Origin of the sequence: Natronohydrobacter thiooxidans (genome assembly GCF_001884735.1) — a bacterium.
In the GTDB taxonomy this organism is placed as follows: Bacteria; Pseudomonadota; Alphaproteobacteria; order Rhodobacterales; family Rhodobacteraceae; genus Roseinatronobacter; species Roseinatronobacter thiooxidans_A.
In genome coordinates, this window is sequence record NZ_MJAP01000001.1 from 19,577 (window position 1) to 43,179 (window position 23,603).

The following is a 23,603-nucleotide window of genomic DNA, read 5'->3' on the forward strand; positions in this document are numbered from 1 at the left end:
CAGGCTGATCGGGAAGGCCGCTCAGAACGCCGCGGTCAGCATGCGCAGGGCGGTTGCGCCCAGAAACAGGGCGAAGGCGCGCTTGATCCAGATCGGGTCGAGGGCATGGGCGAGCTTCGTGCCATAGGGCGCGCAGAGGACCGAGAGCGGCAGGACGAACGCCACGGCGATCAGGTTGATATAGCCGATCGAGAGCGGGGGCCGCCCCGCGACGCCCAAGCCCGTGACCAGCATGGCGAGCGTCCCGGCGCTGCCCACGACCAGACCCAGCGCCGCCGCCGTGCCGACCGCGCGATGCACCGGCACGGAAAACGCCGTCATCAGCGGCACGCCCAGCGTGCCCGAGCCAAGCCCCATCATGGAGGAGACCAGCCCCACGCCTGCGGCCATCGCGGGCTGCGCGCCCCGGCGTTCGGGCAGGGCGGGGGCCAGAATGCGCGTGCGCGGCAGCGCCATGTTCCAGGCGACCAGCAGTGCGACCGTGCCGAAAACCAGCATCAGGAACGGCCCCTTGACCAGCCCGGCGACGGCCCCGCCACAGAGCGCGCCCAGGGCCATGAAGGGCGCCCAGCGGCGGATGATCCCCAGATCGACCGAACCGCGCGTGTGATGCGATTTCGCCGCTGTCAGGGCAGTGATGGCGACGGTCAGAAGCGAGCTGCCCACTGCTACCTGCATGCCAAGCTCGGGCGGGTAGCCGAGGAATTTGAACACCCAGAACAGGACCGGAACCACCACGATCCCGCCGCCCACGCCCAAGAGCCCCGACAGGATACCGGCAATCGCCCCGGTCACAAACAGGGCCAGTATGAGCGGGATCAGGGTGGTCAGGGTCAGGTCAGTCATGCAGGGCCTCTTGCAGGGTGGCGCGCCAGCCGAGACCGGCCTCGACGCGGGTGACGGGGCGGTATTCGCAACCGAAAGCCCCGGCATAGCCCGCGCGGCGCATCTGCGGCAGCAGGCGGGCATAGTCGAGCCTGTCGCCCGTGCCCGGCTCGTTGCGCCCCGGCACCGAGGCGATCTGGACATGGCCGATCCGGGCGGCGTGCTGCGCGAATTGGGCCGCGACATCATGGCCTTCCATCGCGATATGGTAGCAGTCGAACAGCAGTTTCAGCCGGGGATGGGCGATCTCCTGCAGGATGCCCAGCGCCTGCGCGAGATCCTGCAGGTAATAGCCCGGCATGGCGGCGCGCGAGAGGGGTTCGATCAGGATCGTCTGCTCGCCTGCATCGAGCGCATGGCGCAGCGCGCGCAGATAGGCGCTGCGGGACGCATTGTCGCCGTCGCTGCGCCCGGCCAGCACATGCACCGCTGCGGCCCCGATGGCGCGGGCCACGCCCAACGCGGCGTCGATGTCGCGCCGCGCCTGATCTTCCTGCCCCGGAAGCGCTGCGCATCCTGCGCTCGCGCCCATGCGCGTGTTCAGGCTGCAGACCGGCAGAGCGGTTTCGGAGAGGGTATCGCGCAGCAGCGCGGGGTCGGTGGTCTGGGCATCGTCATGGAACTCTACCGCGTCGAAGCCTGCGCTTGCCGCAGCGCGGATGCGCGCGGGCAAGGGCAGGTCGGTCCAGAGAAACCCCAGATTGGCGGAAAACCGCGCCGCGCCTGCCTTGGTGACTATCCTTGTCATGGGGCGGAGAAGATCGGGCGGAGCGAGGGGCGTCAAGGGATTTCGGTGAAATACCGCCCCGTCGCGGCGGGGGTGCCGGAAATCGGGCAGCGGGCCGGTTTTGCTGGCAGCAGGAGCGGGCTTGATCTTCGCTGCCGCCCTTGCCACAGTCCGCGCGCATCTGCCCCGGACAGTGCGCTGCCGTGTTTTCACAAAAGGACCAGACCCCATGAGCGAGAATGCCGATGCCGCGAGCCACCGCGCGAAAAAGCAGAAGATCAAGGCCGCGCGCGAGAAGATGATGGAGACCAAGACCATCGAGAAAGGGTTGGTCATTGTCCATACCGGCGCGGGCAAGGGCAAATCCTCGTCGGGTTTCGGCATGATCATGCGCTGCATCGCCCATGGCATGCCCTGCGCGGTGGTGCAGTTCATCAAGGGCAGCCGGGGCACGGGCGAGCGCGAATTCCTGCAACGGCATTTCGCCGAGGAATGCCGCTTCATCGTCTCGGGCGAGGGGTTCACCTGGGACACGCAGGATCGTGACCGCGATATCGCCGCTGCGCGTGCGGGCTGGGAGAAGGCGAAGGAGTTGATCCGCGATCCTGAAATCCGCTTTGTGCTGCTCGATGAGATCAATATCGCGCTGCGCTATGATTACCTGCCGATTGACGAGGTGGTGACATTTCTGCGCGATGAGAAGCCTGCGATGACGCATGTCGCCCTGACCGGGCGCAACGCCAAGCCCGAATTGATCGAACTGGCCGATCTGGTCACGGAAATGACGCTGGTCAAGCATCCGTTCCGCGAGGGCGTGAAGGCGCAGCAAGGTGTCGAGTTCTAAGGCGCGCAGTATGGCGGGCGGGCGCGAAACCGGGGGGGCAGGTATGAAGGCGCTGATGCTGCAGGGCACGGGCTCGAATGTCGGCAAATCCATGCTGGTGGCGGGGCTCTGCCGCGCGGCGCGCAGGCGCGGGCTGCGCGTGGCGCCGTTCAAGCCGCAGAACATGTCGAACAATGCCGCTGTGACCGCCGATGGCGGTGAGATCGGGCGGGCGCAGGCGCTGCAGGCGCTGGCCTCGGGGCTGGAGCCGGTGGTGGATATGAACCCGGTGCTGCTGAAGCCCGAGAGCGAGACCGGCGCGCAGGTGGTGGTGCAGGGCAAGCGGCTGACCACCACGCGCGCCGCCGATTATGCCGGGCTGAAGCCGCGTCTGATGGGGGCGGTGCAGGAGAGTTTCGCGCGGCTGCGCGCGGCGCATGATCTGGTGATCGTCGAAGGTGCCGGCAGCCCGGCGGAGGTCAATCTGCGCCGGGGCGATATTGCGAATATGGGATTCGCGCGGGCCGCCGATGTGCCGGTGGTGCTGGTGGGCGATATCGACCGGGGCGGGGTGATCGCGCAGATCATCGGCACGCAGGCGGTGCTGGAGGCGGGCGACCGCGCGCAGGTCGCGGGGTTTGTGATCAACAAGTTCCGGGGCGATCCGCGGCTGTTTGACGATGGCTATGCGTTTATCGCGGCGCAGAGCGGCTGGCGGGGTTTCGGAGTGCTGCCCTGGTTTGCGGATGCGCACAGGCTGCCCGCCGAGGATGCGCTGGATCTGCGCTCTGGCCCCTCGCAGGGCGGGGTGGTGATTGCCGCCTTAGCGCTGTCGCGGATCGCGAATTTCGATGATCTGGACCCGCTGGCGGCGGAACCGGGGGTGGATCTGGTCATGGTGCGGCCCGGCCAGCCGATCCCGGCGGAAGCGCGGCTGGTGATCCTGCCCGGCAGCAAATCGACGCGCGGCGATCTGGCCTTTCTGCGCGCCGAAGGCTGGGATATCGACCTTGCCGCCCATGTCCGGCGGGCTGGGCATGTGCTGGGGATTTGCGGCGGCTATCAGATGCTGGGGCGCAGCATTGCCGACCCGGACGGGCTGGAAGGGCCTGCGGGCGTGACCGAGGGGCTGGGGCTGTTGGATGTCACCACCACGATGACGCCGGAAAAGCGGCTGGAGCGGGTGCGCGCGACGCATCTGGCGAGCGGCCTGCCCTTTGAAGGCTATGAAATCCATATCGGGCGCACGGAGGGGCCGGACCGGGCGCGGGCCTTTGGCCGTGTCGGCGGGGTGGATGAGGGGGCGATCTCGGCTTGCGGGCGGATCACCGGGTCCTATCTGCATGGCATGTTCGGCAATGACGCGTTCCGCGCGGCCTTTCTGGCGGGGCTGGGGCTGGGCGGGTCCGGGCTGGCCTATGCGGCGGGGGTCGAGGCCACGCTGGATGCGCTGGCCGATCATCTGGAGGCGCATCTGGATGTGGCAGGGCTGCTGGCGCTGGCGCGGTAGCGGGCCAGCGCCGGAGTGATACCCGCCTCTGCAGGGGGCACCCGCCCGGCAAGGCCGGGCAGCGCCCGCGAATGGCATGGGTCGGGTGGGCGGGCCGTGAGCGGGCGCTCTTGCCACTGCGGATCAACGCCCGCGCTAGCGCCGCTGCCAGTCAGTCGGGGTGTTTTCCTGCCATCCGGCGCGGTGCAGAAGCGGCGTGTCGTCGTGAAATTCGGGGTAGCCCAGACAGAGATAGGCCGAGAATTCCCATGACTGCGGCACATCCAGGAGCCGGGTCATGGCGTCCGGGTCCAGAATCGAGACCATTCCCAGCCCCAGATTATGCGTCCGCGCCGTCAGCCAGAGCGTGTGAATCGCCATCGCCGTGGACTGGCGCAGGGTCTCTGGCATGGTCTGGCGGCCCAGCCCGTGGCCTTCCACCGGGGCGATCTCGGTGAATATGGCGAGTTGCACCGGGGCCATGTCCAGCCCCGCGAGCTTGAGCGCGCCGTAAGCCTCTGCCTGTTCGCCCTCATAGAGCGAGGCCGCCTCGCGGTTCGCGGCCTCGAAATTCGCGCGCACGGCGGCGCGCAGGGACGGGGTTTCGATCTGCAGCACCCGCCATGGCCGCGCATTGCCGACCGAGGGCGCCAGCGCCATCGCCGCCTGCAGCGCGGCGAGAACATCGCTCTCCACCGGATCGGGCTTGAAATGGCGGGTGTCGCGGCGCCATTTCAGCACCTCCTGCAGGACAGATCTGTGATCGCTGGCAAATTCCACCTGTCCGTCCCCCCGTTGCGCGATCTGCGCCGGATCATTGCGCAAGCTGCGCCGTCACCTGACCCTGCCACAGCCGCTGCTCCCCGCTGTGCAATTCTACCTGCCCATCAACCGCGCGCCAGTGCAAGGCGCATTCCGCACGCGCGGGACAGGCATTGAGCTGCACGCGGCCTTCGAGATCGGGCATTTCGCCGGTCATCTGCCGCGCCAGCCCCAGCGGCACTGACAGGGTTTCCAGAAATTCGAGGCCCGCGAGGCATGGCCCGGATTTCAGCGGGCAGCTTGCACAATGGATCGGTTCAAATCTTTCGTGGCGCATCATGCCCTCCTGCTGCTGGGGGCAGGAAAGCGGCCAAAGCCGTGGTGCGGAATCGTCATAAGCCCTCCTCCGGACACCCCGTCCGGTTTCGTGTTTCACGGGTGATGGCAGGTCTCCTGGCTTGCGGCTGAGAGCGCATCCCCGCCTTCCCGGACCATGGGTCCAGTGGCATGAGGGGGCGCACCGCTTACAGTTGCGGGGGCAGCGCCGGAATTGAACCGGCTTCCCTATTCTCCCGAATGATCGGGCACCATCGCGGCGAGGCTAGCATTTCGCGCTGGCAGTTGCGAGCCGATTCTTGCCTGGGCGGGGGGCGGGGAGCGCAGGCAAATCTGATAACCATGGTTGACATATTTGAGCATGATAACTACAGTCAACACATGATCACGCTGGTAAAGAGTGGCACTTTCGACCGCTGGCTGCGTGGTTTGCGTGACCGGAGGGCTACCGCGCGCATTCAGGCGAGACTTGACCGGCTTGCCAGCGGGAATCCCGGCGATGTCAAAGCGGTCGGTGGCGGGATCTCTGAGATGCGGATCGATTACGGCCCGGGTTACAGGGTCTATTACATGCAAAGAGGGTCCATCGTCGCCATCCTGCTTTCGGGCGGCGACAAATCCTCTCAACAGTCGGACATTGCCAAGGCCAAAGAAATCGCCGCGCAGTGGAAGGATTGAAATGACAGGCCGCGCCTCGGGTTATCAGGGGCAGGAGACATGAAATGACTGCCGCCAAGAGCGAGAGTTTCAGCCGCTACGATACGGCGGATTATCTCGAAAACGAGGAAGATATCATGACGTATCTTGACGCCGTGATGGAAGAAGGCGGTGATGATCCCGCCTATATCGCGCATGCGCTTGGCGTGGTTGCCCGCGCGCGCAATATGAGCCAACTCGCGCGCGATACGGGGATGAGTCGCGAGGGGCTTTACAAAGCGCTTTCCGAGGACGGCAATCCCAGCTTTGCCACGATTGTCAAAGTCGCGCGCGCGCTGGGGTTGCGTCTGGGTTTCAGACCTGTCGCGTAACCGCTACTTTCCGAGAATATTGGCTGGGGCGGTAGGATTCGAACCTACGGTACACGGTACCAAAAACCGATGCCTTACCACTTGGCCACGCCCCAACTGTGCGGCGGGTTTTAGCGAAGGGCTGCGGCAGCTGCAACCCCATTCTTGCGGTGGAATCGCAAGAATCGGGCCTGCCGCACGGGACAGGCCCTGCAATCGCGGCGCTCAGCCCTTGCGGGTCGGGCAGGTGTTCAGCCCGATCAGGGAATAGAGCGGGCAGGTCTGCATCAGCCCGGTGGCCAGGGGCACGATGCCGATCAGATAGAGCCAGCGCATGCTGGCCTCGGGATTCAGGAAAAAGCCCAGAATCAAGGCCAGCCCCACGAGGATACGCAGGATGCGGTCAATGCCGCCGACATTCTTTGCCAACATGTCTTGTCTCCGTGATGATGGTTGGCGGCAGACTACTGCAGCGCGGCAAATCTGTCGGTGACAAGATCACATTGCGAGGCGTTTCAGCTCGGCCGGGGCGCGAATCATGATCCTTCCGCGTTCGGTCGCGATCAACTCGCGTTGCGCCCAGCGTTCCAGCTGGCGCGAGACGACTTCGCGCGCCGATCCGATGCGGGCGGCGAGTTCGGCATGGGTGGCCTGCACCTGACCCGCCTGTGCCAATTCGACCAGCGCGCGGGCCAGTCGCGATTCGATGCGGGCGAAGGCCACCTGTTCCAGCAAGCCGGTCAGTTCCGACATGCGCGCGGCAAAGGCGCGGAACACGAAAGCGCGGAAGGGTTCGGACTGGTCCATCAGGGAACGAAACAGCGTGCGCGGCAGGATCACCAGACGGCATGGGGTGACGGTCTGCGCCTCGCCGGAATAGGGGGCGTCGCCGATCAGGCCGAGGGTGGTCTGGATGCAGCTTTGGCCCGGCTCTACCGCATAGAGCAGGATTTCGCGGCCCGAGGCGCCGGTCAGGGTGACTTCGATCCGGCCTTCCAGCACCACTGCGAAACCCTGCGCGTCATCCCCGGCGCGAAAGAGGATCTGGCCGGTGCTGACGCGCTGTTCCGGCAGGGCGTCGAGGCGGGCGATATCCGCGGGCGCGAGGCCCGGCAGAAGCTGCGCCGCCCAGCCCATCAGCTGCGGCTGCGCGCGGCGAAACGGGGCAGCAGCGCCGAGAAATCGCGGCCCTTGCCGTCTTCGGCCTCGACAAAGCTTGCGTAAAGCTCGGTCGCGCGGGCGCCCATGGGCGTGTCGGCATTGACCGCTTCAGCGGCCTGTTGCGACAGGCGCAGATCCTTGAGCATCAGTTCGGCAGCAAAACCGGGCTTGTAGTCATTGTCGGCGGGGCTTTGCGGGCCGATGCCGGGGGCGGGGCAATAGGCATTCATCGACCAGCTATAGCCCGAAGAGGTCGAGACCACATCGAACATCCGTGCGCGGTCGAGCCCCAGCTTGTCGGCGAGCGCGAAGGCTTCGCAGGTGACGGCCATGGTCGCGCCAAGGATCATGTTGTTGCAGATTTTCGCAGCCTGCCCTGCCCCGGCAGCGCCGCAATGGACGGATTTCTGGCCCATGATCTCGAAGAGCGGCTGAACGGTCGCGAAAGCCGCGTCTGACCCGCCGACCATGAAGGTCAGCGTGCCTGCGGTGGCGCCGCCGACCCCGCCCGAAACGGGCGCATCGAGCGCGCCCAAGCCCGCCGCCTGCGCCTGATCGGCCACCGCGCGGGCGCTTTCGACATCGACGGTCGAGCAGTCGCAGAGCACGGCACCTGCCGCCATGGCAGGGATCGCCTCGGCGGCGACGGCGCGCAGGATCGCGCCATTGGGCAGCATGGTGATCACGACTTCTGCCCCGGTTGCGGCCTCGGACGCGCTGGCGGCTTTGGTCACGCCTTCGGGGCAGGGTGCCACCAGATCGAAACCTGCGATTTGATGGCCCGCGCGGGCCAGATTGGCGGCCATCGGCCCGCCCATATTGCCCAATCCGATGAATCCGATTTTCATGTGCTTTCCTCCAGCCCCTCGAATGTTAGCTCATCTGCCCCGAGCGAGGCCAGCATCGCGTCGATCTCTGCCTGCGTCACACTGTCCGGGCTCTTGTGCCGCCAGCGCGGGGATTTGTCCTTGTCGATGATCGCGGCGCGGATGCCTTCGAGAAAATCGGCATGTTCCATCGCGCGCCATGTGAAGCGGAATTCCTGCGCCAGCGCCTGCCGGATCGTGCCTGCGCGCCCCTGGTCGCGCAGCATGTCAAGCGTGCAGGCCATGGACAGCGGGGAATTGCGCTGCAGCGCGGTCAGCGCCTTTTGCGCGAAGGGGCTGTCGTCATTGGCGAGACAGTCCGCGATCGCGCTCACGCTGCCCTGCCCGAAAGCTTGGTCGATGCGGGTGGCCTCGGTGGCAAGCTGGGCCTCTGGTGGGGTTGTGGCTTGCAGCGCGGTCACATCGCCAGAGGCGATCAGCGCCGCTTTCGCGCTGTCCCAGTCGGATTGCGGCAGGAACAGATCGGCAAAACCGGCATGGAGTGCGTCGCCCGGCCCCATGCGCGCCCCGGTCAGGCCCAGATAGGCCCCGAGATGGCCCGGCGCGCGCGCGAGAAGGTATGTGCCGCCGACATCGGGCACCAGACCGATGCCGCATTCGGGCATGGCGATCTGGCTGGTCTCGGTCACGATCCGGTGGCTGGCATGGCAGCCCAGACCGACGCCGCCGCCCATGGTGAAGCCCTGCAGGAAGCTGACCACGGGTTTGGGATAGGCGGCGATGCGGGCGTTCATGCGGTATTCGTCGCGCCAGAAGCCCCGCCCATAGCTGTAATCGCCGCGCCGGCCTGCGGCGTAGATCTCGGCAATATCGCCGCCGGCGCAGAAGGCTTTGTCGCCTTCGGCCTCGATCAGCACCAGTGCCACACGGTCTTCGCGCGTCCAGCCGGTCAGCGCCGCGTCAATCGCAAGGCACATGTCATAGGTCAGCGCATTCAGCGCCTTGGGGCGGGTCAGGGTGATGCGGCCTGCGCGCCCCTCGATGCGGATCTGCACATCTGCCATCAGCGCGCCGCCAGCATCTGCCGCGCAACGATCAGGCGCATGATTTCATTGGTGCCCTCAAGGATCTGATGCACGCGCAGGTCGCGCACCAGTTTTTCCACGCCGTAATCGGCGAGATAGCCATAGCCGCCATGCAGCTGCAGGCAGTGATCGGCAACGCGGCTGCCTGCCTCGGTCACGAATTTCTTGGCCATGGCGCAGAATTTCGTGGCATCGGGTGCACCTTGGTCCAGCTTCCATGCGGCCTGACGCAGGAAGACGCGGGCGGCCTGCAATTCGATTTCCATCTCGGCCAAGCGGAATTGCAGCGCCTGAAACTGGTCGAGTGTCTGCCCAAACGCCTTGCGCTCGCCCATATAGACCAGCGTCGCGTCAAGGGCCGCCTGCGCGCCGCCAAGGGAGCAGGCCGCGATATTCAACCGACCGCCGTCGAGCCCGGCCATGGCGTAGCGAAAGCCCTGCCCTTCCTCGCCCAGAAGCGCCTCGGCCCCCACATGGCAATCGTCGAGTTGCACCTGCCGGGTGGGTTGCGAGCGCCAGCCCATCTTGTCCTCCAGCCCGCCGAAACTGAGGCCCGGCGCACCATCCATCACCACCAGCGCGGATATCCCCTTGGGCCCTGCATCGCCGGTGCGGGCCATGACGATATAGCCGTCGGAATAGCCGCCGCCCGAGATGAACGCCTTGGTGCCGTTCAGGATATAGCCTGCATTGTCGCGGGTGGCGCGGGTTTTCAGGGCGGCGGCGTCGGACCCCGATCCGGGTTCGGTCAGGCAATAGGACATGAAACAGTCGAGCGAGACCACGCGGGGCAGCAGGTCCGCGCGCATCTGCTCGGAGCCGAACTTGTCGATCATCGCGGCGCACATGTTATGGATCGAGAGAAACGCCGCGACCGAGGGGCAGGCCATCGAAAGCGCTTCGAAAATCAGCGTGGCGTCGAGCCGGGTCAGACCTGCGCCGCCTGCATCTTCGCGCACATAGAGGCCACCAAAGCCCAGTTCGGCGAATTTGGCCCAGAGGTCTTTGGGGATCGTGCCCTCGGCTTCCCATTTGCGGGCATGGGGGGCGATCTCTGCTGCGCCGAAATCGCGCGCCATCTCGAAAATGGCCTGCGCCTCTTCGCTCAATGCAAAATCCATCCGCTCCTCCTCTATGGTCTCGCGCCTTCGCTAAGGGGCAAGTGTTTCAGCATTTTTGCAAAGCGCGTGTCCATTCGGGGCGGGTGATCCGGGCGAGGCTGGTTCAGTCTTTTTCCCGGATCATGTGGCGCAGAAGCGCGTCGCGATGCGCGGCCCCGATTCCGAGCAGATCCAGCGCGTTATCGGGGTTTTCCACGATGGAGACGCGGACCAGATCGAGCCCGTCCCATGTGCGGCGCACCATTTCGGCCATGGCACGCGGCGGGCCGGGGGGCGCGATCAGCACCATCTGGAAGCCATGCCCTTCGTCGCTGATGACGGGGAAGGCTTCGATTGCCTTGGCCTGCAGAGTGAAAAAGCCCATCAGGTCGCGTTCGTGATCCGTGATATCGCGCAGATCGACCAGATGACGAAAGGCGGCGTGGAAATCAGGATGTGCGGCACATTCCGCGATCATCACATGTGTCTCTGCCAGACCCGCCACGCCGTGATAATGCACCACAATGACGGCATGTTCGGGGATGATCCTGAAACTGAGCGGCATCCTGATCCTTGTGTCAGTCCATCGTCTTGAAGTTCAAGGCAACGCCTTCCTTGATACCCTCTGGCCAGCGCGAGGTCACGGTTTTTTGTACATGCGTGACGTTTGAACGCATCCGGGCCGTGCTGGTTGAGGCCGCCATGCAGCCCTCGCCCGCCGCTTGCCCGCGCGCGACGGGGGCAGGATCAGTCGGTGACGATGACGCGGCCGCGCATGCCGGAGTGGAAGGCGCAGACATAATCGAAGGTGCCGGGCTGCTCGAAGGTCAGTTCGGCGCTGTCGCCGCGGTTCAGCCGCCCGGTATCGGGGGCACCCCCCGCGAAAGTGGCGGTATGCGGCGCGCCGTCGGAATTGGTCCAGCGGATCGTGTCGCCCGCGGCGATGGTGATCGTGGCGGGCGCAAAGGCCATGCCGGAGATCGCGACATCATGGGTGGCGGCACCGGCATGGCCGGGCAGGGCCATCAGCGCAGGGCTTGCGGCAGCGGCAAAGAGCAGGTGGCGGCGGGTCAGGGATGTCATGGGTGGCTCCTTTGTGACAGAGGAACATCAGACCATGATGCAGGCAGGGGGCGCATTTGTCCAGTGCCGGGCCAGCCCGTCATCCCTGCGCCGCCAAGGGTGTAAGTGCCGCACGGCGCGCGAGGGGGCGGGCAGCCCCCTCGCTTCCGGCCCTCAGTCCATCGCCTTGAAGTTCAGCGCCGCACCTTCCTTGATGCCGCTGGGCCAGCGCGAGGTCACGGTTTTCGTGCGGGTGTAGAATTTGAACGCATCCGGCCCGTGCTGGTTGAGGTCGCCAAAGCCCGATTTCTTCCAGCCGCCGAAAGTGTGATAGGCCAGCGGCACCGGGATTGGCACATTGATGCCCACCATGCCGATATTGATGCGATGCGCGAAATCGCGGGCGGCGTCGCCGTCGCGGGTGAAGATCGCGGTGCCATTGCCGTATTCATGATCCATTGCCATGGTGATGGCTTCTTCATAGGTCTTGGCGCGCACCATCGACAGCACCGGGCCGAAGATTTCCTTGCGGTAGATATCCATGTCGGTGGTGACATGATCGAAGAGATGCGGGCCGACGAAAAAGCCGTTCTCATAGCCCTGCAGGCTGAAATTGCGGCCATCGACCACGAGTTCCGCGCCCTGCTCTACCCCGCTCTCGACCAGCCGCAGGATGTTTTCCTTGGCGGCGGCGGTCACGACGGGGCCGTAATCCACGTCATCGCCTGCGGTCCATGGGCCGACTTTCAGGGCTTCGATCTTGGGCACCAGGCGTTCGCGGAGTGCCTCTGCCGTGCCTTCGCCCACCGGGACCGCGACCGAGATTGCCATGCAGCGTTCGCCTGCCGCGCCGTAACCGGCGCCGACCAGCGCATCCGCCGCCTGATCCATATCGGCGTCGGGCATGATGATCATGTGGTTCTTGGCGCCGCCGAAGCATTGCACGCGCTTGCCCGCAGCGCAGCCGCGCGAATAGATGTAATGCGCGATCGGGGTGGAGCCGACAAAGCCCACGGCCTGAATGATCTCATTGTCGAGGATCGCGTCCACCGCATCCTTGTCGCCATTGATGACCTGCAACACACCATCGGGCAGACCGGCTTCCTGGAAGATCTCGGCCAGCATCAGCGGCACCGAGGGGTCGCGCTCTGACGGTTTGAGGATCATGGCATTGCCGCAGGCGAGTGCAGGGCCCATTTTCCACAGCGGGATCATCGCCGGGAAGTTGAAGGGCGTGATGCCCGCGACCACACCGAGCGGCTGGCGCATGGAATACATGTCGATGCCGGGACCGGCGCTGTCGGTGAATTCGCCTTTCAAGAGTTGCGGCGCACCGATGCAATATTCGATCACTTCAAGGCCGCGCTGGATATCGCCCTTGGCATCGACAAAGGTCTTGCCATGTTCCGACGAGAGCTTTTCCGCAAGCTTGTCCATGTCGCGGTTGATCAGGCCGACAGCGGCCATCATGACGCGGGCACGTTTCTGCGGATTGGTCGCACCCCATTTGACCTGTGCAATCGCGGCGCGGGCAACGGCGGCGTCAAGCTCGGCTTTCGAGGCCAGCGGCACGCGCGCCTGCACTTCGCCGGTGGCGGGGTTGAAGACATCGGCGAAGCGGCCAGAGGTTCCGGCGACATGCTTGCCGTCAATCCAATGCGAAAGCTCTTTCATAGCATCCTCCTCAGGGCTGGGTTGGCGCAAGGATAGCTTTGCAATTTCGCTGTGGGAATGGGGAATATTCCAAACAAGCCTTGCATAATTGCAAGACCATGGCACAGTCGGGCGCATGATGGACTGGGATGATATGCGCGTCTTTCTGGCGCTGGCGCGGATGGAGAGTCTGGGGCGCGCGGGGCAGCAGTTGAAGCTGGACCCGGCCACGGTCGGGCGGCGTGTGGCGCGGCTGGAGGAAGGGCTGGGGCGCCGCCTGTTCACGCGCTCGCATCAGGGCTATGCGCTGACCGATGAGGGCGCGCGCCTGTTGCCGCATGCGATTGCCGCCGAAAACGCCATGCTGGAGGCGGGCAAGGCGGCGGGTGCGGAACAGACCGGGCTGAGTGGCCAGATACGGATCGGCGCGCCGGATGGTTGCGCGAATTACCTGCTGCCGCAGGTTGTGGCCGGGATCTGCGCCGAAAACCCGGCGCTGGATGTGCAGATCATCGCATTGCCGCGTGTGTTCAACCTGTCGCGACGCGAGGCGGATATGGCGATCGGCGTCTCCAGCCCGCAATCGGGGCGGCTGAGCGTGCAGAAGATCAGCGATTACCGGCTGCATCTGGCGGCCTCGACGCGCTATCTGGCGCAGCATCCGCCCATCACGCAGGCCGAGGCGCTCGGCGCGCATCGGATCATCGGCTATATTCCCGACATGATCTTTGACAGCGAGCTGGATTATCTGGCGGAGCTGGGGCTGGAGCGGGTGGCGCTGGCCTCGAATTCGGTCGCGGTGCAGTTCAATCTGATCCGGCATGGCGCGGGGCTGGGGGTGGTGCATGATTTCGCCCTGCCCTCGGACCCGGATCTGGTGCGGGTGCTGCCGGACCGGTTCAGCCTGACGCGCAGTTTCTATCTGATCCGGCATCTGGATGACCGAAGGGTCAGCCGGTTGAACCGGTTTGCAGAGGTGTTGAAACGTTCCCTGCGGCGCGAATTGCTGCGGCTGGAGACGGCGGTTCTGGCGCGCGAGGGTGCGGCCGGTCACGGCGGCGGGCCAGCGCCGATTTCGTGAAAGATCTGTCTGGATTTTGTCCTGCCGCCGGTCAGCCGGGGCAGGATCGACAGGAAGCGCCGCAGATCGCCCGCGCGCTGCCCGTCGAGATAGCGCAGGCCGCAGGCGGTGCCCCGCACCCAGCGGATTTCGGCGTCGAAAACCGCGCCCCTGGCATGGATGCGCAGAACCTCGCCCAGCACCGGGTTGATCAGGCCATTCAGTTTCAGCCCGCCTTCGGAGACATCTGCGATATAGGCGGTTTCGCGCAGGCCATTCCGGAGGATCCCGACCGCAACCCGGAGCCGCGCGCGCGCCGTGAGCCGTGCCATTTCTGCCTTCTCCTGCATCACCACTGGGGGCAGCATGCCCGGAATAGGTTGACGAAGGGTGAATGCGCGCGGCAATTCCCTTCTTTCCTTGACTTTTCACTGGATTGGAGCGAGTCGTTTTCCCCAAGCGGCCAGAGAATGCCGCATAGATGAGCAGTATCCCATGTGGCGACAGGCAAGTGCATTTGCTTTCGCGCTGATGACATGCGCGGCCCCGCTGGCGGCGCAGGACGCGTCACTGGCGCAGGCGGAACGGCTGTTTCTGGCCGATGACACCGCTGCCGCGCGGCAGGCGGCGGAGCAGCCTGATGGCATGGATGGTGAGACCGAGATCCGCCGTCGCTGGCTGATCGCCTTGAGCCATATGCGCGAAAGCGCGCCGCGCTCGGCCCTGCCGCATCTGGAACGGCTGGTCACGCTCTCGCCGGAAACCGCGCGGTTCCGGCTGGAACTGGCGCGCGCGCTCTATCTGACCGAGGAAGATGACCGCGCGAAGCATCATTTCGAATTCGCGCTTGCGGGCGAGTTGAGCCTGACGGAAATCGCCACGGTGAACGAGTATCTGCGCGCGATGGAGCGGCGCAAACCCTGGCAGGGGCATGCGCGTGTTGCTGTGGTGCGGCAATCGAACCCGTTCCAGCGCTCAGGCGAGGAATATGTGGATATTGGCGGGCAGTTTTTGCTGCCGCTGCCACAGGTCGAGAGCGCGCAGGGGGCGGAACTCGGTTTGGGGGCCACCTATCTGCCGCGGATTGCGCCGGATCTGCATCTGCGCCTGCATGCGATGGCCACGGGCCAGTTTTTCGAGGACAGCGCGCTGAACCGCTGGCATTTGCGCGGCGAGTTGGGGCTGTTGTCGCTGGGGGATCATGCCGAGCAGATCAGCGGCGGCGTGAGCCTGCAGGCGGGCTTTGGTCAGGAAGGGCAGATCCTGCGCGGCATCGGGGTCTATGCCGGGTATCAGCGCCGGTTGACGAACCGGACCCGGCTGGCCTTTCGTGTGACGGCGGACCGGCTGAGCTATCCGACAGCGCCCACGCTGGACGGGCCGCGCTATACGGCGAGTGTTGAGGCGTCGCGCATCATGTCGCCGCAACTGATGCTTGAGTCCGGGCTGATGGTGACGCATCACCATACCGAAGCGCTGCACAACCGGCGCAGCACGGCCTCGCTGAGTCTGGGGGGGCAATATGCGTTCAGGGGCGGGATTCAGGCCGGGCTGGAAACAAGGATCACGCGAACACGGCAGGAGGCGGCGAATCCGCTGTTGCTCCAGTATGGGCCGGAGCGGAGTACGCGGCTGGCGGTCACGGCGCGGCTGATGCATCGGGATTATACGCTGCGGGGCTTCGCGCCTGTTCTGGTGATGGGCTACGAGACGCAGAGCAGCAATGTGCCGATGCAGGCCTATGACAATCTCAAGCTGACGCTGGGGGCGACGCGGAATTTCTGAGGCTGGTCAGAGCGCAAGCTCGGCCCAGATCGGCACATGGTCCGAGGGTTTCTCGCCCGCGCGTTCTGCCGTATCGATCTGGCAGTGCTGCAGCAGATCCGCCGCATAGGCGTTCAGCAGGATATGGTCGATGCGGATGCCGTCATTGCGCTCGAACGCGCCGGCCTGATAGTCCCAGAAAGAGTAATGCCCCGGCCCCTGGGTCTGGGCGCGGAAAGCGTCGGTGAAGCCAAGGTGCAGCATGCGCCGGAAGGCCTGACGCGAGGGCAGGCGGAAGAGCGCGTCCTTGCGCCATGCTTCGGGACGGGCGGCATCTTCGGCCTGCGGGATGATGTTATAGTCGCCCATCACCGCAAGCGGCATTTCCAGCGCGAGCAGGTCGCGCAGACGCGCTTCCATCCGGGCCATCCACGCGAGTTTATAGGCGTATTTTCCGCCCGGCACCGGCTGGCCATCTGCGTCCAGTTCGACCGGGTTGCCATTGGGCAGATAGAGGCCCACGACCCTGAGCGCGCCTTTGGGCGTGCTGACAGTGGCTTCGATCCAGCGCGCCTGCAGGTCATCGTCATCGCCGGGCAGGCCGCGTGTGACATCTTCGAGCGGCAGTTTCGACAGGATCGCCACACCGTTGAAGCCTTTCTGGCCGTGGGTTTCGAGATGATAGCCGCGATCCTCGATCAGGGCGCGGGGGAAGGTGTCGTCGATGGATTTGATTTCCTGCAGCACGGCCAGATCGGGCTGGGCGGCGTCCAGCCAGCGTTCCAGCGCCGCGCCGCGCGCCTTGATCCCGTTGATGTTGAAACTGGCGATTTTCATGTGGCGCGGCCCCCGGCTGATTGCGCCGACCCTGCCATTCCTGCAGGGCAGCGGCAAGGGGGGGCGCGATTCGGTTCTGGGTCACTTTGCAACCTGAAACTTCACCCCCGCAGGAAATGGGCTCTCTCATGCAAGCTGAAGGCCAGGCCGGATCGGAGATTCAGCGTTCAGTCCGCCGTCCCGACAGCAATCCGCCGAACCAGGATGTTTCGGACCATTCCCCCTTCAGGATCACGCGAAGAAGGTGGCCGCCGCCAAGCATAACAGCGATGAAGACGATCGCTTGCCACCAACCTATCCTGACAATGATATAGGCCCCGCCAAGGATCAGAGCCAAGGCGAGCAGGCATGTCACGATAAGACCAATCCTGTAGGATACATGCTCGCGGCGGTCCATCTTGTCCCGCTGGCGCACGACGTCTCTGGCGAGTTCAGGATCCTGCTCCGAGAGCTTTCGCAACTCGGCAATATCATTGGCCTGATAATGCAGGGTATCGATGCTGACATTCAGCGACAGCGCTGAGCCATTATCGCCAGTGTCGGCGCTGTCAGCGCTGTCGGGCAGGTTGCTTTGTGGGTCGGACAATGCTGACTTTGCCTTTGTTGGGGGCCACATCCCTGTGCTGCGTGACGTGTTTCTCGATCAGCTGACGGAGTGGTCTGAGTGTAAGTGCATCGTCCACCCCACGCGCAAAGGCCCTTTCGTCGATCTTAACCGTTTTCATCGGGGAATCCTCTTGCCGGACAATGTCAGTTCAGGCTGACATTTTTCTTTTAAAATATGGTGAAAAACGGGAAAAAATCAACAAGGTTCGGTTTCATGGGCAAATTTTGGCGAAGACCTGAAAAAATTTGTCCAGATGTTGTGACAGGTCACTGACAGGAACGTGCCGTGCGCAAGGCTCCGGTCGTCAACCTGACGACAGAGCTTTTCGCCGGATCGCGCTTTGGTCGGCGCCGCCGAGAGGAGCCCAACGCAGATGGCCTTCGTCACTATGCCAGCCGGTTTGCCACCACGCATGGGTAAATGCTGCGCATGAGAGCGCGGAGCTTACAAGCCCCGCAAATAAGATATTTCAAACTGAACCACTGCCCGCGATTTGCCGAAGCGGCGGCGGTTTCCGGTTTGCTGGTTTTTTCATCATCTCGCCCGCAAATCGGGCAAGGCGTGAAGCTGGCGGGGCCTTCGACGGGGCAGGAACAGAGCGCCGATTGCCTCTGCCCCCTGCCCCCGCGCAACAAGGGGCGGAAGAGGAGAGCCATGAACGCCCTGTCGCAGATCCCGACCCGGCTGGAACGCAGCGCTGGACAGGCGCAGGCGGGTTTTGCGCTGCGTGACGGGCGGGTGCGGCTGGTGGATCTGGCGCAGCGCGGATCGGCCAAGGCGATTGTGCTGGATGGTTGCGAGACGGTTTTTCTGAATACTTCCGGTGGGTTGACCGGGGGCGATGTGCTGGACTACCGGCTGAGGGCGGGCACGGGGGTGAAGATGACCGCGACCACGCAGACCGCCGAGCGGGTCTATCGCGCGAGTGATGGGGTGGCGCAGATTTCGGTCGGGCTGGAGGTCGGCGCGGGCGGGCATCTGGACTGGCTGCCGCAGGAGACGATCCTGTTTGACCGCGCCTCTGCGCGGCGGCGGACAGAGATCACTCTGGGCGAAGGGGCGACTTGTCTGATGGCGGAAACCGTGGTGCTGGGGCGCGCGGCGATGGGCGAGACGGTCACGACGCTTGATTTCCACGACTGGCGGGAGATCCGGCGCGGCGCGACCCCGCTGCATCTGGAAGCGCTGCGGCTGAATGATGCGCGGCTGCGGCCCAGCGCGGCGGGGCTGAGCGATGCGCGGGCCTTGGCCACGGTTGTGCTGGTGGCCCCGGATGCGGCGGATGCGCTGGCCCCGGTCCGGGCGGCTCTGACGCATGCGGATGTGCGCGCTGCGGCATCAAGCCTGCCGGGGCGGTTGGTGATCCGGTTGCTGGCGCGCGATGGCTGGCCCCTGCGCCGCCAGCTTGCTGAAATTCTGACCTGTCTGCGCCGCGCGCCCTTGCCGCGTGTCTGGCAAATCTGAGGAGTTTGCATGAACCTGACCCCGCGAGAGAAAGACAAGCTTCTGGTGTCCCTGGCCGCGATGGTCGCGCGCAACCGGCTGGCGCGCGGCGTGAAGCTGAACCACCCCGAAGCGATTGCGCTGATCACCGATTTCGTGGTCGAGGGCGCGCGCGATGGCCGCTCGGTCGCCGATCTGATGCAGGCGGGGGCGAATGTGATCACGGCGGATCAATGCATGTCCGGTGTGCCCGAGATGATCCATTCGGTGCAGGTCGAGGCGACATTCCCCGACGGCACCAAGCTTGTCACTGTCCATCACCCTATCCGCTGAGAGGGAAGCGCCATGATCCCCACTATAGTTCCGGGTGAAATCATCACCCCCGATACCGAGATCGAGCTGAACACGGGCTTGGAGGTCACGCGGCTGATGGTCGCGAATACTGGCGACCGGCCTGTGCAGCTGGGCAGCCATTACCATTTCGCCGAGGCCAATCCGGGGCTGGAATTTGACCGGGAGGCCGCGCGCGGCAAGCGGCTGGATATCGCGGCGGGAACGGCGGTGCGGTTCGAGCCGGGGCAATCGCGCGAGGTGGCGCTGGTGCCCTATGCGGGGGCGCGGGTGGTTTACGGGTTCAATGCGGCGGTGATGGGGGCGCTCTGATGGCTTACAGGATTTCCCGCGCGGCCTATGCCGATATGTATGGCCCGACAGTGGGCGACAAGGTTCGGCTGGGTGATACGGATCTGATCATCGAGGTCGAGCGCGACCTGATCGCGGAACGCGGTGGCTATGGTGATGAAGTCAAATTCGGCGGTGGCAAGGTGATCCGCGACGGCATGGGCCAGAGCCAGATCACGCGGGCCGAGGGCGCGATGGATACGGTCATCACCAATGCGCTGATCGTGGATCACTCGGGCATCTACAAGGCCGATGTGGGGCTGCGCGACGGGCGGATTGCGAAACTCGGCAAGGCGGGAAACCCGGATACTCAGGCCGGGGTGGATGTGATCATCGGGCCGGGCACCGAGATTATCGCGGGTGAGGGCAAGATCCTGACTGCAGGCGGGTTTGATGCGCATATCCATTATATCTGCCCGCAACAGATCGATGATGCGCTGCATTCGGGGCTGACCACCATGCTGGGCGGTGGCACCGGGCCTGCGCATGGCACGCTCGCGACCACCTGCACGCCGGGGCCGTGGCATCTGGGGCGGATGCTGCAATCGGCGGATGCCTTTGCGATGAATCTGGCCTTTGCGGGCAAGGGCAATGCCAGCCTGCCCGCCGGGCTGCAGGAACAGGTGCGCGCCGGGGCCTGTGCGCTGAAGCTGCATGAGGATTGGGGCACGACGCCTGCGGCGATTGATTGCTGCCTGTCTGTGGCCGAGGACACCGATATTCAGGTGATGATCCACACCGATACGCTGAACGAGTCTGGCTTTGTGGAAAACACGCTGGCCGCGATTGCGGGGCGCACGATCCATGCGTTTCATACCGAAGGCGCGGGCGGGGGGCATGCACCGGATATTCTGAAAGTGGTGAGCAGTCAGAATATCCTGCCCTCTTCGACCAACCCGACCATGCCCTATACGGTCAACACGATTGAAGAGCATCTCGATATGCTGATGGTCTGCCACCATCTGGACCGCAAGGTGCCCGAGGATGTGGCCTTTGCCGAATCCCGCATCCGGCGCGAGACGATTGCCGCCGAGGATATCCTGCATGATATGGGGGCGATGTCGGTCCTGTCCTCGGACAGTCAGGCGATGGGGCGCGTGGGCGAGGTGATCACGCGGACATGGCAGACCGCGCATAAGATGAAGGTCCAGCGCGGGCGCTTGCCCGAGGAACAGGGCGCGAATGACAATCTGCGGGTGCGCCGCTATATCGCGAAATACACGATCAACCCGGCGATTGTGCATGGGCTGTCGCGCCATATCGGCAGTATCGAGGAAGGCAAGCGCGCCGATCTGGTGCTGTGGTCGCCTGCGTTTTTCGGGGCGAAACCGGAAATGGTGCTGATTGGTGGCTCGATTGTGGTGGCGCAGATGGGCGATCCCAATGCCTCGATCCCGACACCGCAGCCGATGCATTCGCGGCCCATGTTCGGGGCCTTTGGCCGGGCGGTGGAGCGCGCGGCGGTGGTGTTCGTCAGTCAGGCGGCGCAGCAGGATGATATTCGCGGCAGGTTGGGGCTGGCCAAGGAGACGCTGGCGGTCGAGGGCTGCCGGGGTGTGCGCAAGGCCGATATGAAGCTGAATGACGCCACGCCGCAGATTGAGGTGGACCCGGAAACCTATGAGGTGCGCGCGGATGGGGAATTGCTGACCTGCGAACCGGCCTCGGAACTGCCGCTGGCGCAGCGCTATTTCCTGTATTGAGCCAAGAGAATGCGCGCAAACTCGCAGATCAGATGTGACCTTTCTGCACCGCAGCAAATTGTGAACAGGGCGTGCGTGTGGGCGGCGGGTCTTTCATGCTATCATGGACATGTGGGAGGAACCGTCTGTCAGATGGAGCTGTCCATGCCACTTCGTCCTGCAAATTCGCCGCTCAGTCCGGTTCAGTCGCGCAGACTGGACTGGTATCTTGCCAGCACCGGCCTTGGCTGCAATCCCGGCACGGGCCGCGCCGCGCGCGAGGCGGAATATGCCCGGCTGGATGCGCTGCCCGACGGGGCCTTGCGGTCCATGGGGCTGTCGCGCCGCGGCCTGCCCGCTTTTGTCTATCGCGATCTATTTCATACAGGTGTCCTATGACCGATCTTCCCCCGCTGCGCCGCCTGCTGAAAGCGCGGCCCGATCATTGCGATGGTGCGGTGATCCTGGATTATGACGCCCGGCTGGTGCGGCGCAAACGGCTGGTCACGGCCGAAGGGCGCGGCTTTCTGGTCGATCTGGCGGAAGTCACCAATCTGGATGGCTGGTGGGGGTTCGAGCTGGAAGATGGCACGACGTTGGAAATCGTGCCTGCCGATGAGGCGTTGATTGAAGTGACCGGCGATCTGCCGCGTCTGGCCTGGCATATCGGCAACCGCCACACGCCCTGCCAGATCGAGGAGAACCGCCTGCTGATCCGCCATGACCATGTTATCGAGGCGATGCTGGCCCAGCTTGGCGCGCGGCTGCGGCCGGTTTCTGGCCCGTTTACACCCGAGGGCGGGGCTTATGGGCATGGGCGCACGATGGGGCATGATCATGGGCATGATCATGCGCATAGTCACAGCCATGAGGCGCATGCGCATTGAGCCATGCTGACACCGGATGCCCTGACCCTGCAACATTGGCTCTCGCCTGCGTTCCCGACCGGGGCTTTTGTCTATAGCCACGGGCTGGAACAGGTGGTGGCGCGGGGCGAGGTGACGGATGCGGAGACGCTGGAGTTCTGGCTGATTGATCTCTTGTGTTTCGGCACCGGCTGGCAGGATTCGGTCCTGCTGTCGCTGGCGCTGAGTGAGGGCGCGGCGCTTGACCAGCTTGATGCCTTTGCCATGGCGTTGCAGCCCTGCCATGAGCGGCTGATCGAGGCGCAGGAGCAGGGGGCCGCCTTTGCCCGGACTGTGGGGCAGATCACCGGGCGCGATCTGCCTGCGCGGATGCTGCCCATCGCGGTGGCAGAGGCTGCGCGAGGGCTGGATCTGCCGCGCGAGATGGTGATCGCGGCCTATCTGCAAGCGTTTCTGACCAATCTGGTGACTATCGCGATCCGGCATATCCCGCTGGGTCAGGGTGCAGGGCATGGGGTTCTGGCGCGCTGCCTTGCACGGGTGCCGGAACTGGCGCAGGATGCGCGCCTTGCGCAGATCGACGCCCTGGGCAGTTCCTGTCTGAGCGCCGATCTGGCGGCGATGGAGCATGAAACCAAGGAAGTGAGGCTGTTTCGCACATGAAAGACACCTATGCGGCAGGGCAGGCCCTGTCGGAGACGCTCAATCCGGGGATGGAGGCCGTCCTCAAGGCACGATACGACAGGATTGTGCCGGGACTATCCGCCTCGGTCGTCGATTTCGCCTATGGGCAGCAATATGCGCGCCCCGGCCTTGCGCTGCGCGACAGGTATCTGGGAACCATCGCCGCGCTGACTGCATTGGGTGGCCAGACCGCGCCGCAGTTGCGGGTCAATATCAAGGGCGGGTTGAAGGCGGGGCTGTCGCAAACCGAGATCGGCGAAATGATCTGGCAAATGGCGCTCTATGGGGGCTTTCCGGCGGCGATCAATGCACTGAATATCGCGCTGGAGGTATTCGCGGAAGAGGATAAGGCACATGCCTAACGGCCCTTTGCGCGTCGGCATCGGCGGCCCGGTGGGCGCGGGCAAGACGACGCTGACCGAGAAACTGGCCCGCGCGCTGGCGCCGCGCCTGTCGATGGCGGTGATCACCAATGACATCTATACCCGCGAGGATGCCGAGGCGCTGATGCGCGCGCAGGTGCTGCCTGCCGAGCGGGTGCGCGGCGTGGAAACCGGCGGCTGCCCGCATACCGCGATCCGCGAGGATGCGAGCATCAATCTGGCGGCGGTGGCGGATCTGAACGCGCAATTTCCCGATCTGGAACTGATCCTGATCGAATCGGGGGGGGATAATCTGGCGGCGACCTTCTCGCCGGAACTGGCGGATCTGACGATCTATGTGATCGATACGGCGGCGGGGCAGGATATTCCGCGCAAGCGCGGGCCGGGGCTGACAAAATCCGATCTGCTGGTGGTGAACAAGACCGATCTGGCGCCCTATGTCGGCGTTGATCTGGCGCAGCTTGAATCTGATACGAAAACCGCGCGCGGGGCGCGGCCCTATGTGCTGGCACAGATGCGCGACGGCACGGGCGTGGCCGAGGTGGTGGAGTTTCTGGAGCGCGAGGGCGGGTTGCCGGGCGCGGCGGGGGATGCTGCGTAAGGGGTCCGGGCGCGCGACAGGGCAATTCCGACACTGAAAAGGGGCAGGTCGCATCGCGCCCTGCCCCTTTTGTCGATG

Annotated in this window: 30 protein-coding genes, 1 tRNA gene and 1 riboswitch; of the genes, 15 read left to right on the forward strand and 16 right to left on the reverse strand. The window is 64.8% G+C overall.

The annotated features are described in order from the left end of the window. Positions 1-21 precede the first annotated feature (21 nt). On the reverse strand, positions 22-846 hold the full coding sequence (locus BG457_RS00095; protein ID WP_071794915.1) for a sulfite exporter TauE/SafE family protein: 825 nt from the start codon (positions 844-846) through the stop codon (positions 22-24). Next, positions 839-1,633 carry a hydroxypyruvate isomerase family protein gene (locus tag BG457_RS00100; RefSeq protein WP_071794916.1) on the reverse strand — a complete coding sequence of 265 codons (795 nt, stop codon included), beginning with the start codon at positions 1,631-1,633 and terminating at the stop codon, positions 839-841. Before BG457_RS00100 ends, BG457_RS00095 begins: the two co-directional genes overlap by 8 nt. A 208-nt stretch (positions 1,634-1,841) precedes the next feature. On the opposite strand from BG457_RS00100, the gene cobO reads away from it, so the two are divergent. Next, on the forward strand, positions 1,842-2,456 hold the full coding sequence (gene cobO / locus BG457_RS00105) for a cob(I)yrinic acid a,c-diamide adenosyltransferase (RefSeq protein WP_071794917.1): 615 nt from the start codon (positions 1,842-1,844) through the stop codon (positions 2,454-2,456). Between the two features lie 43 nt (positions 2,457-2,499). Continuing rightward, positions 2,500-3,945, forward strand: a complete 1,446-nt coding sequence (locus tag BG457_RS00110) for a cobyric acid synthase (protein WP_071794918.1) — start codon at positions 2,500-2,502, stop codon at positions 3,943-3,945. A gap of 135 nt (positions 3,946-4,080) precedes the next feature. Here the strand turns inward: BG457_RS00110 and bluB are convergent, their stop codons facing one another. After that, positions 4,081-4,704 carry a 5,6-dimethylbenzimidazole synthase gene (gene bluB, locus BG457_RS00115; RefSeq protein ID WP_071795102.1) on the reverse strand — a complete coding sequence of 208 codons (624 nt, stop codon included), beginning with the start codon at positions 4,702-4,704 and terminating at the stop codon, positions 4,081-4,083. A gap of 34 nt (positions 4,705-4,738) precedes the next feature. Continuing rightward, positions 4,739-5,023 (reverse strand): hypothetical protein, encoded by a 285-nt coding sequence (locus BG457_RS00120; protein ID WP_139257477.1) that lies wholly within the window; start codon positions 5,021-5,023, stop codon positions 4,739-4,741. Positions 5,024-5,112: 89 nt separating this feature from the next. Then, positions 5,113-5,293, reverse strand: a riboswitch (cobalamin riboswitch). A gap of 110 nt (positions 5,294-5,403) precedes the next feature. On the opposite strand from BG457_RS00120, the gene BG457_RS00125 reads away from it, so the two are divergent. Both BG457_RS00125 and BG457_RS00130 read left to right on the forward strand, forming a co-directional pair. Next, positions 5,404-5,700 carry a type II toxin-antitoxin system RelE/ParE family toxin gene (locus BG457_RS00125; protein ID WP_071795103.1) on the forward strand — a complete coding sequence of 99 codons (297 nt, stop codon included), beginning with the start codon at positions 5,404-5,406 and terminating at the stop codon, positions 5,698-5,700. Positions 5,701-5,744: 44 nt separating this feature from the next. Next, positions 5,745-6,050: an addiction module antidote protein gene (locus BG457_RS00130; RefSeq protein ID WP_071794920.1), complete on the forward strand. Its 306-nt coding sequence runs from the start codon at positions 5,745-5,747 to the stop codon at positions 6,048-6,050. A 20-nt stretch (positions 6,051-6,070) separates the two neighbouring features. On the opposite strand, the gene BG457_RS00135 is transcribed toward BG457_RS00130, so the two are convergent. From BG457_RS00135 to BG457_RS00175, 9 genes are all read right to left on the reverse strand, one after another. Beyond that, positions 6,071-6,145, reverse strand: a tRNA-Gln gene (locus BG457_RS00135). Positions 6,146-6,254: 109 nt separating this feature from the next. After that, positions 6,255-6,461: a YgaP family membrane protein gene (locus tag BG457_RS00140; protein ID WP_071794921.1), complete on the reverse strand. Its 207-nt coding sequence runs from the start codon at positions 6,459-6,461 to the stop codon at positions 6,255-6,257. 66 nt (positions 6,462-6,527) lie between these two features. After that, the gene (locus BG457_RS00145) at positions 6,528-7,166 is read right to left on the reverse strand and encodes a Crp/Fnr family transcriptional regulator (RefSeq protein WP_071794922.1); all 639 of its coding nucleotides are present in this window, start codon (positions 7,164-7,166) and stop codon (positions 6,528-6,530) included. After that, positions 7,166-8,038, reverse strand: coding sequence for a 3-hydroxyisobutyrate dehydrogenase (gene mmsB, locus BG457_RS00150; RefSeq protein WP_071794923.1), 873 nt, complete (start codon positions 8,036-8,038; stop codon positions 7,166-7,168). Before mmsB ends, BG457_RS00145 begins: the two co-directional genes overlap by 1 nt. Next, positions 8,035-9,081, reverse strand: coding sequence for an enoyl-CoA hydratase/isomerase family protein (locus BG457_RS00155; RefSeq protein ID WP_071794924.1), 1,047 nt, complete (start codon positions 9,079-9,081; stop codon positions 8,035-8,037). The genes mmsB and BG457_RS00155 overlap by 4 nt, the downstream gene beginning before the upstream one ends. Next, a complete protein-coding gene (locus tag BG457_RS00160) occupies positions 9,081-10,223 on the reverse strand; it encodes an acyl-CoA dehydrogenase family protein (RefSeq protein ID WP_071794925.1) in 1,143 nt (380 codons plus the stop codon). The genes BG457_RS00155 and BG457_RS00160 overlap by 1 nt, the downstream gene beginning before the upstream one ends. Before the next feature lie 103 nt (positions 10,224-10,326). Next, positions 10,327-10,767 (reverse strand): hypothetical protein, encoded by a 441-nt coding sequence (locus BG457_RS00165; RefSeq protein WP_071794926.1) that lies wholly within the window; start codon positions 10,765-10,767, stop codon positions 10,327-10,329. A gap of 182 nt (positions 10,768-10,949) precedes the next feature. Beyond that, positions 10,950-11,285 (reverse strand): cupredoxin domain-containing protein, encoded by a 336-nt coding sequence (locus tag BG457_RS00170; RefSeq protein WP_071794927.1) that lies wholly within the window; start codon positions 11,283-11,285, stop codon positions 10,950-10,952. A 153-nt stretch (positions 11,286-11,438) separates the two neighbouring features. Further along, complete coding sequence (locus BG457_RS00175) at positions 11,439-12,938, reverse strand: CoA-acylating methylmalonate-semialdehyde dehydrogenase (RefSeq protein WP_071794928.1); 1,500 nt, start codon at positions 12,936-12,938, stop codon at positions 11,439-11,441. 118 nt (positions 12,939-13,056) lie between these two features. Between BG457_RS00175 and BG457_RS00180 the strand changes: the two genes are divergently transcribed. Beyond that, on the forward strand, positions 13,057-13,998 hold the full coding sequence (locus BG457_RS00180) for a LysR family transcriptional regulator (protein WP_071795104.1): 942 nt from the start codon (positions 13,057-13,059) through the stop codon (positions 13,996-13,998). Here the strand turns inward: BG457_RS00180 and BG457_RS00185 are convergent. Then, positions 13,968-14,309: a PilZ domain-containing protein gene (locus BG457_RS00185; protein WP_175546691.1), complete on the reverse strand. Its 342-nt coding sequence runs from the start codon at positions 14,307-14,309 to the stop codon at positions 13,968-13,970. The genes BG457_RS00180 and BG457_RS00185 overlap by 31 nt on opposite strands. 163 nt (positions 14,310-14,472) lie before the next feature. Here BG457_RS00185 and BG457_RS00190 point away from each other — a divergent pair, with 163 nt between their 5' ends. Further along, the gene (locus tag BG457_RS00190) at positions 14,473-15,762 is read left to right on the forward strand and encodes a surface lipoprotein assembly modifier (protein WP_071794930.1); all 1,290 of its coding nucleotides are present in this window, start codon (positions 14,473-14,475) and stop codon (positions 15,760-15,762) included. Positions 15,763-15,768: 6 nt separating this feature from the next. Here the strand turns inward: BG457_RS00190 and xth are convergent, their stop codons facing one another. Both xth and BG457_RS00200 read right to left on the reverse strand, forming a co-directional pair. Then, on the reverse strand, positions 15,769-16,578 hold the full coding sequence (gene xth / locus BG457_RS00195; protein WP_071794931.1) for an exodeoxyribonuclease III: 810 nt from the start codon (positions 16,576-16,578) through the stop codon (positions 15,769-15,771). A 160-nt stretch (positions 16,579-16,738) separates the two neighbouring features. After that, the gene (locus BG457_RS00200; protein WP_071794932.1) at positions 16,739-17,164 is read right to left on the reverse strand and encodes a DUF3040 domain-containing protein; all 426 of its coding nucleotides are present in this window, start codon (positions 17,162-17,164) and stop codon (positions 16,739-16,741) included. Positions 17,165-17,839: 675 nt separating this feature from the next. Between BG457_RS00200 and BG457_RS00205 the strand changes: the two genes are divergently transcribed. The 9 genes from BG457_RS00205 to ureG all read left to right on the forward strand — a co-directional run bounded on the left by BG457_RS00205 (position 17,840) and on the right by ureG (position 23,525). After that, entirely contained in the window at positions 17,840-18,649 is an 810-nt protein-coding gene (locus BG457_RS00205) for an urease accessory protein UreD (RefSeq protein ID WP_071794933.1), read from the forward strand. A gap of 9 nt (positions 18,650-18,658) precedes the next feature. Further along, positions 18,659-18,961 (forward strand): urease subunit gamma, encoded by a 303-nt coding sequence (locus tag BG457_RS00210; RefSeq protein WP_071794934.1) that lies wholly within the window; start codon positions 18,659-18,661, stop codon positions 18,959-18,961. 12 nt (positions 18,962-18,973) lie between these two features. Continuing rightward, positions 18,974-19,291 (forward strand): urease subunit beta, encoded by a 318-nt coding sequence (locus BG457_RS00215; protein WP_425434890.1) that lies wholly within the window; start codon positions 18,974-18,976, stop codon positions 19,289-19,291. After that, positions 19,291-21,012 carry an urease subunit alpha gene (ureC, locus tag BG457_RS00220; protein ID WP_071794935.1) on the forward strand — a complete coding sequence of 574 codons (1,722 nt, stop codon included), beginning with the start codon at positions 19,291-19,293 and terminating at the stop codon, positions 21,010-21,012. Before BG457_RS00215 ends, ureC begins: the two co-directional genes overlap by 1 nt. A 144-nt stretch (positions 21,013-21,156) precedes the next feature. Beyond that, positions 21,157-21,390 (forward strand): hypothetical protein, encoded by a 234-nt coding sequence (locus tag BG457_RS00225; protein ID WP_139257480.1) that lies wholly within the window; start codon positions 21,157-21,159, stop codon positions 21,388-21,390. Further along, the gene (locus BG457_RS00230) at positions 21,387-21,878 is read left to right on the forward strand and encodes an urease accessory protein UreE (RefSeq protein ID WP_071794937.1); all 492 of its coding nucleotides are present in this window, start codon (positions 21,387-21,389) and stop codon (positions 21,876-21,878) included. The genes BG457_RS00225 and BG457_RS00230 overlap by 4 nt, the downstream gene beginning before the upstream one ends. 6 nt (positions 21,879-21,884) lie before the next feature. Continuing rightward, complete coding sequence (locus BG457_RS00235) at positions 21,885-22,520, forward strand: urease accessory UreF family protein (RefSeq protein ID WP_084657365.1); 636 nt, start codon at positions 21,885-21,887, stop codon at positions 22,518-22,520. Next, on the forward strand, positions 22,517-22,903 hold the full coding sequence (locus BG457_RS00240) for a carboxymuconolactone decarboxylase family protein (protein ID WP_071794939.1): 387 nt from the start codon (positions 22,517-22,519) through the stop codon (positions 22,901-22,903). Before BG457_RS00235 ends, BG457_RS00240 begins: the two co-directional genes overlap by 4 nt. Further along, positions 22,896-23,525 (forward strand): urease accessory protein UreG, encoded by a 630-nt coding sequence (ureG, locus tag BG457_RS00245; RefSeq protein ID WP_071794940.1) that lies wholly within the window; start codon positions 22,896-22,898, stop codon positions 23,523-23,525. The genes BG457_RS00240 and ureG overlap by 8 nt, the downstream gene beginning before the upstream one ends. Positions 23,526-23,603: the final 78 nt, after the last annotated feature.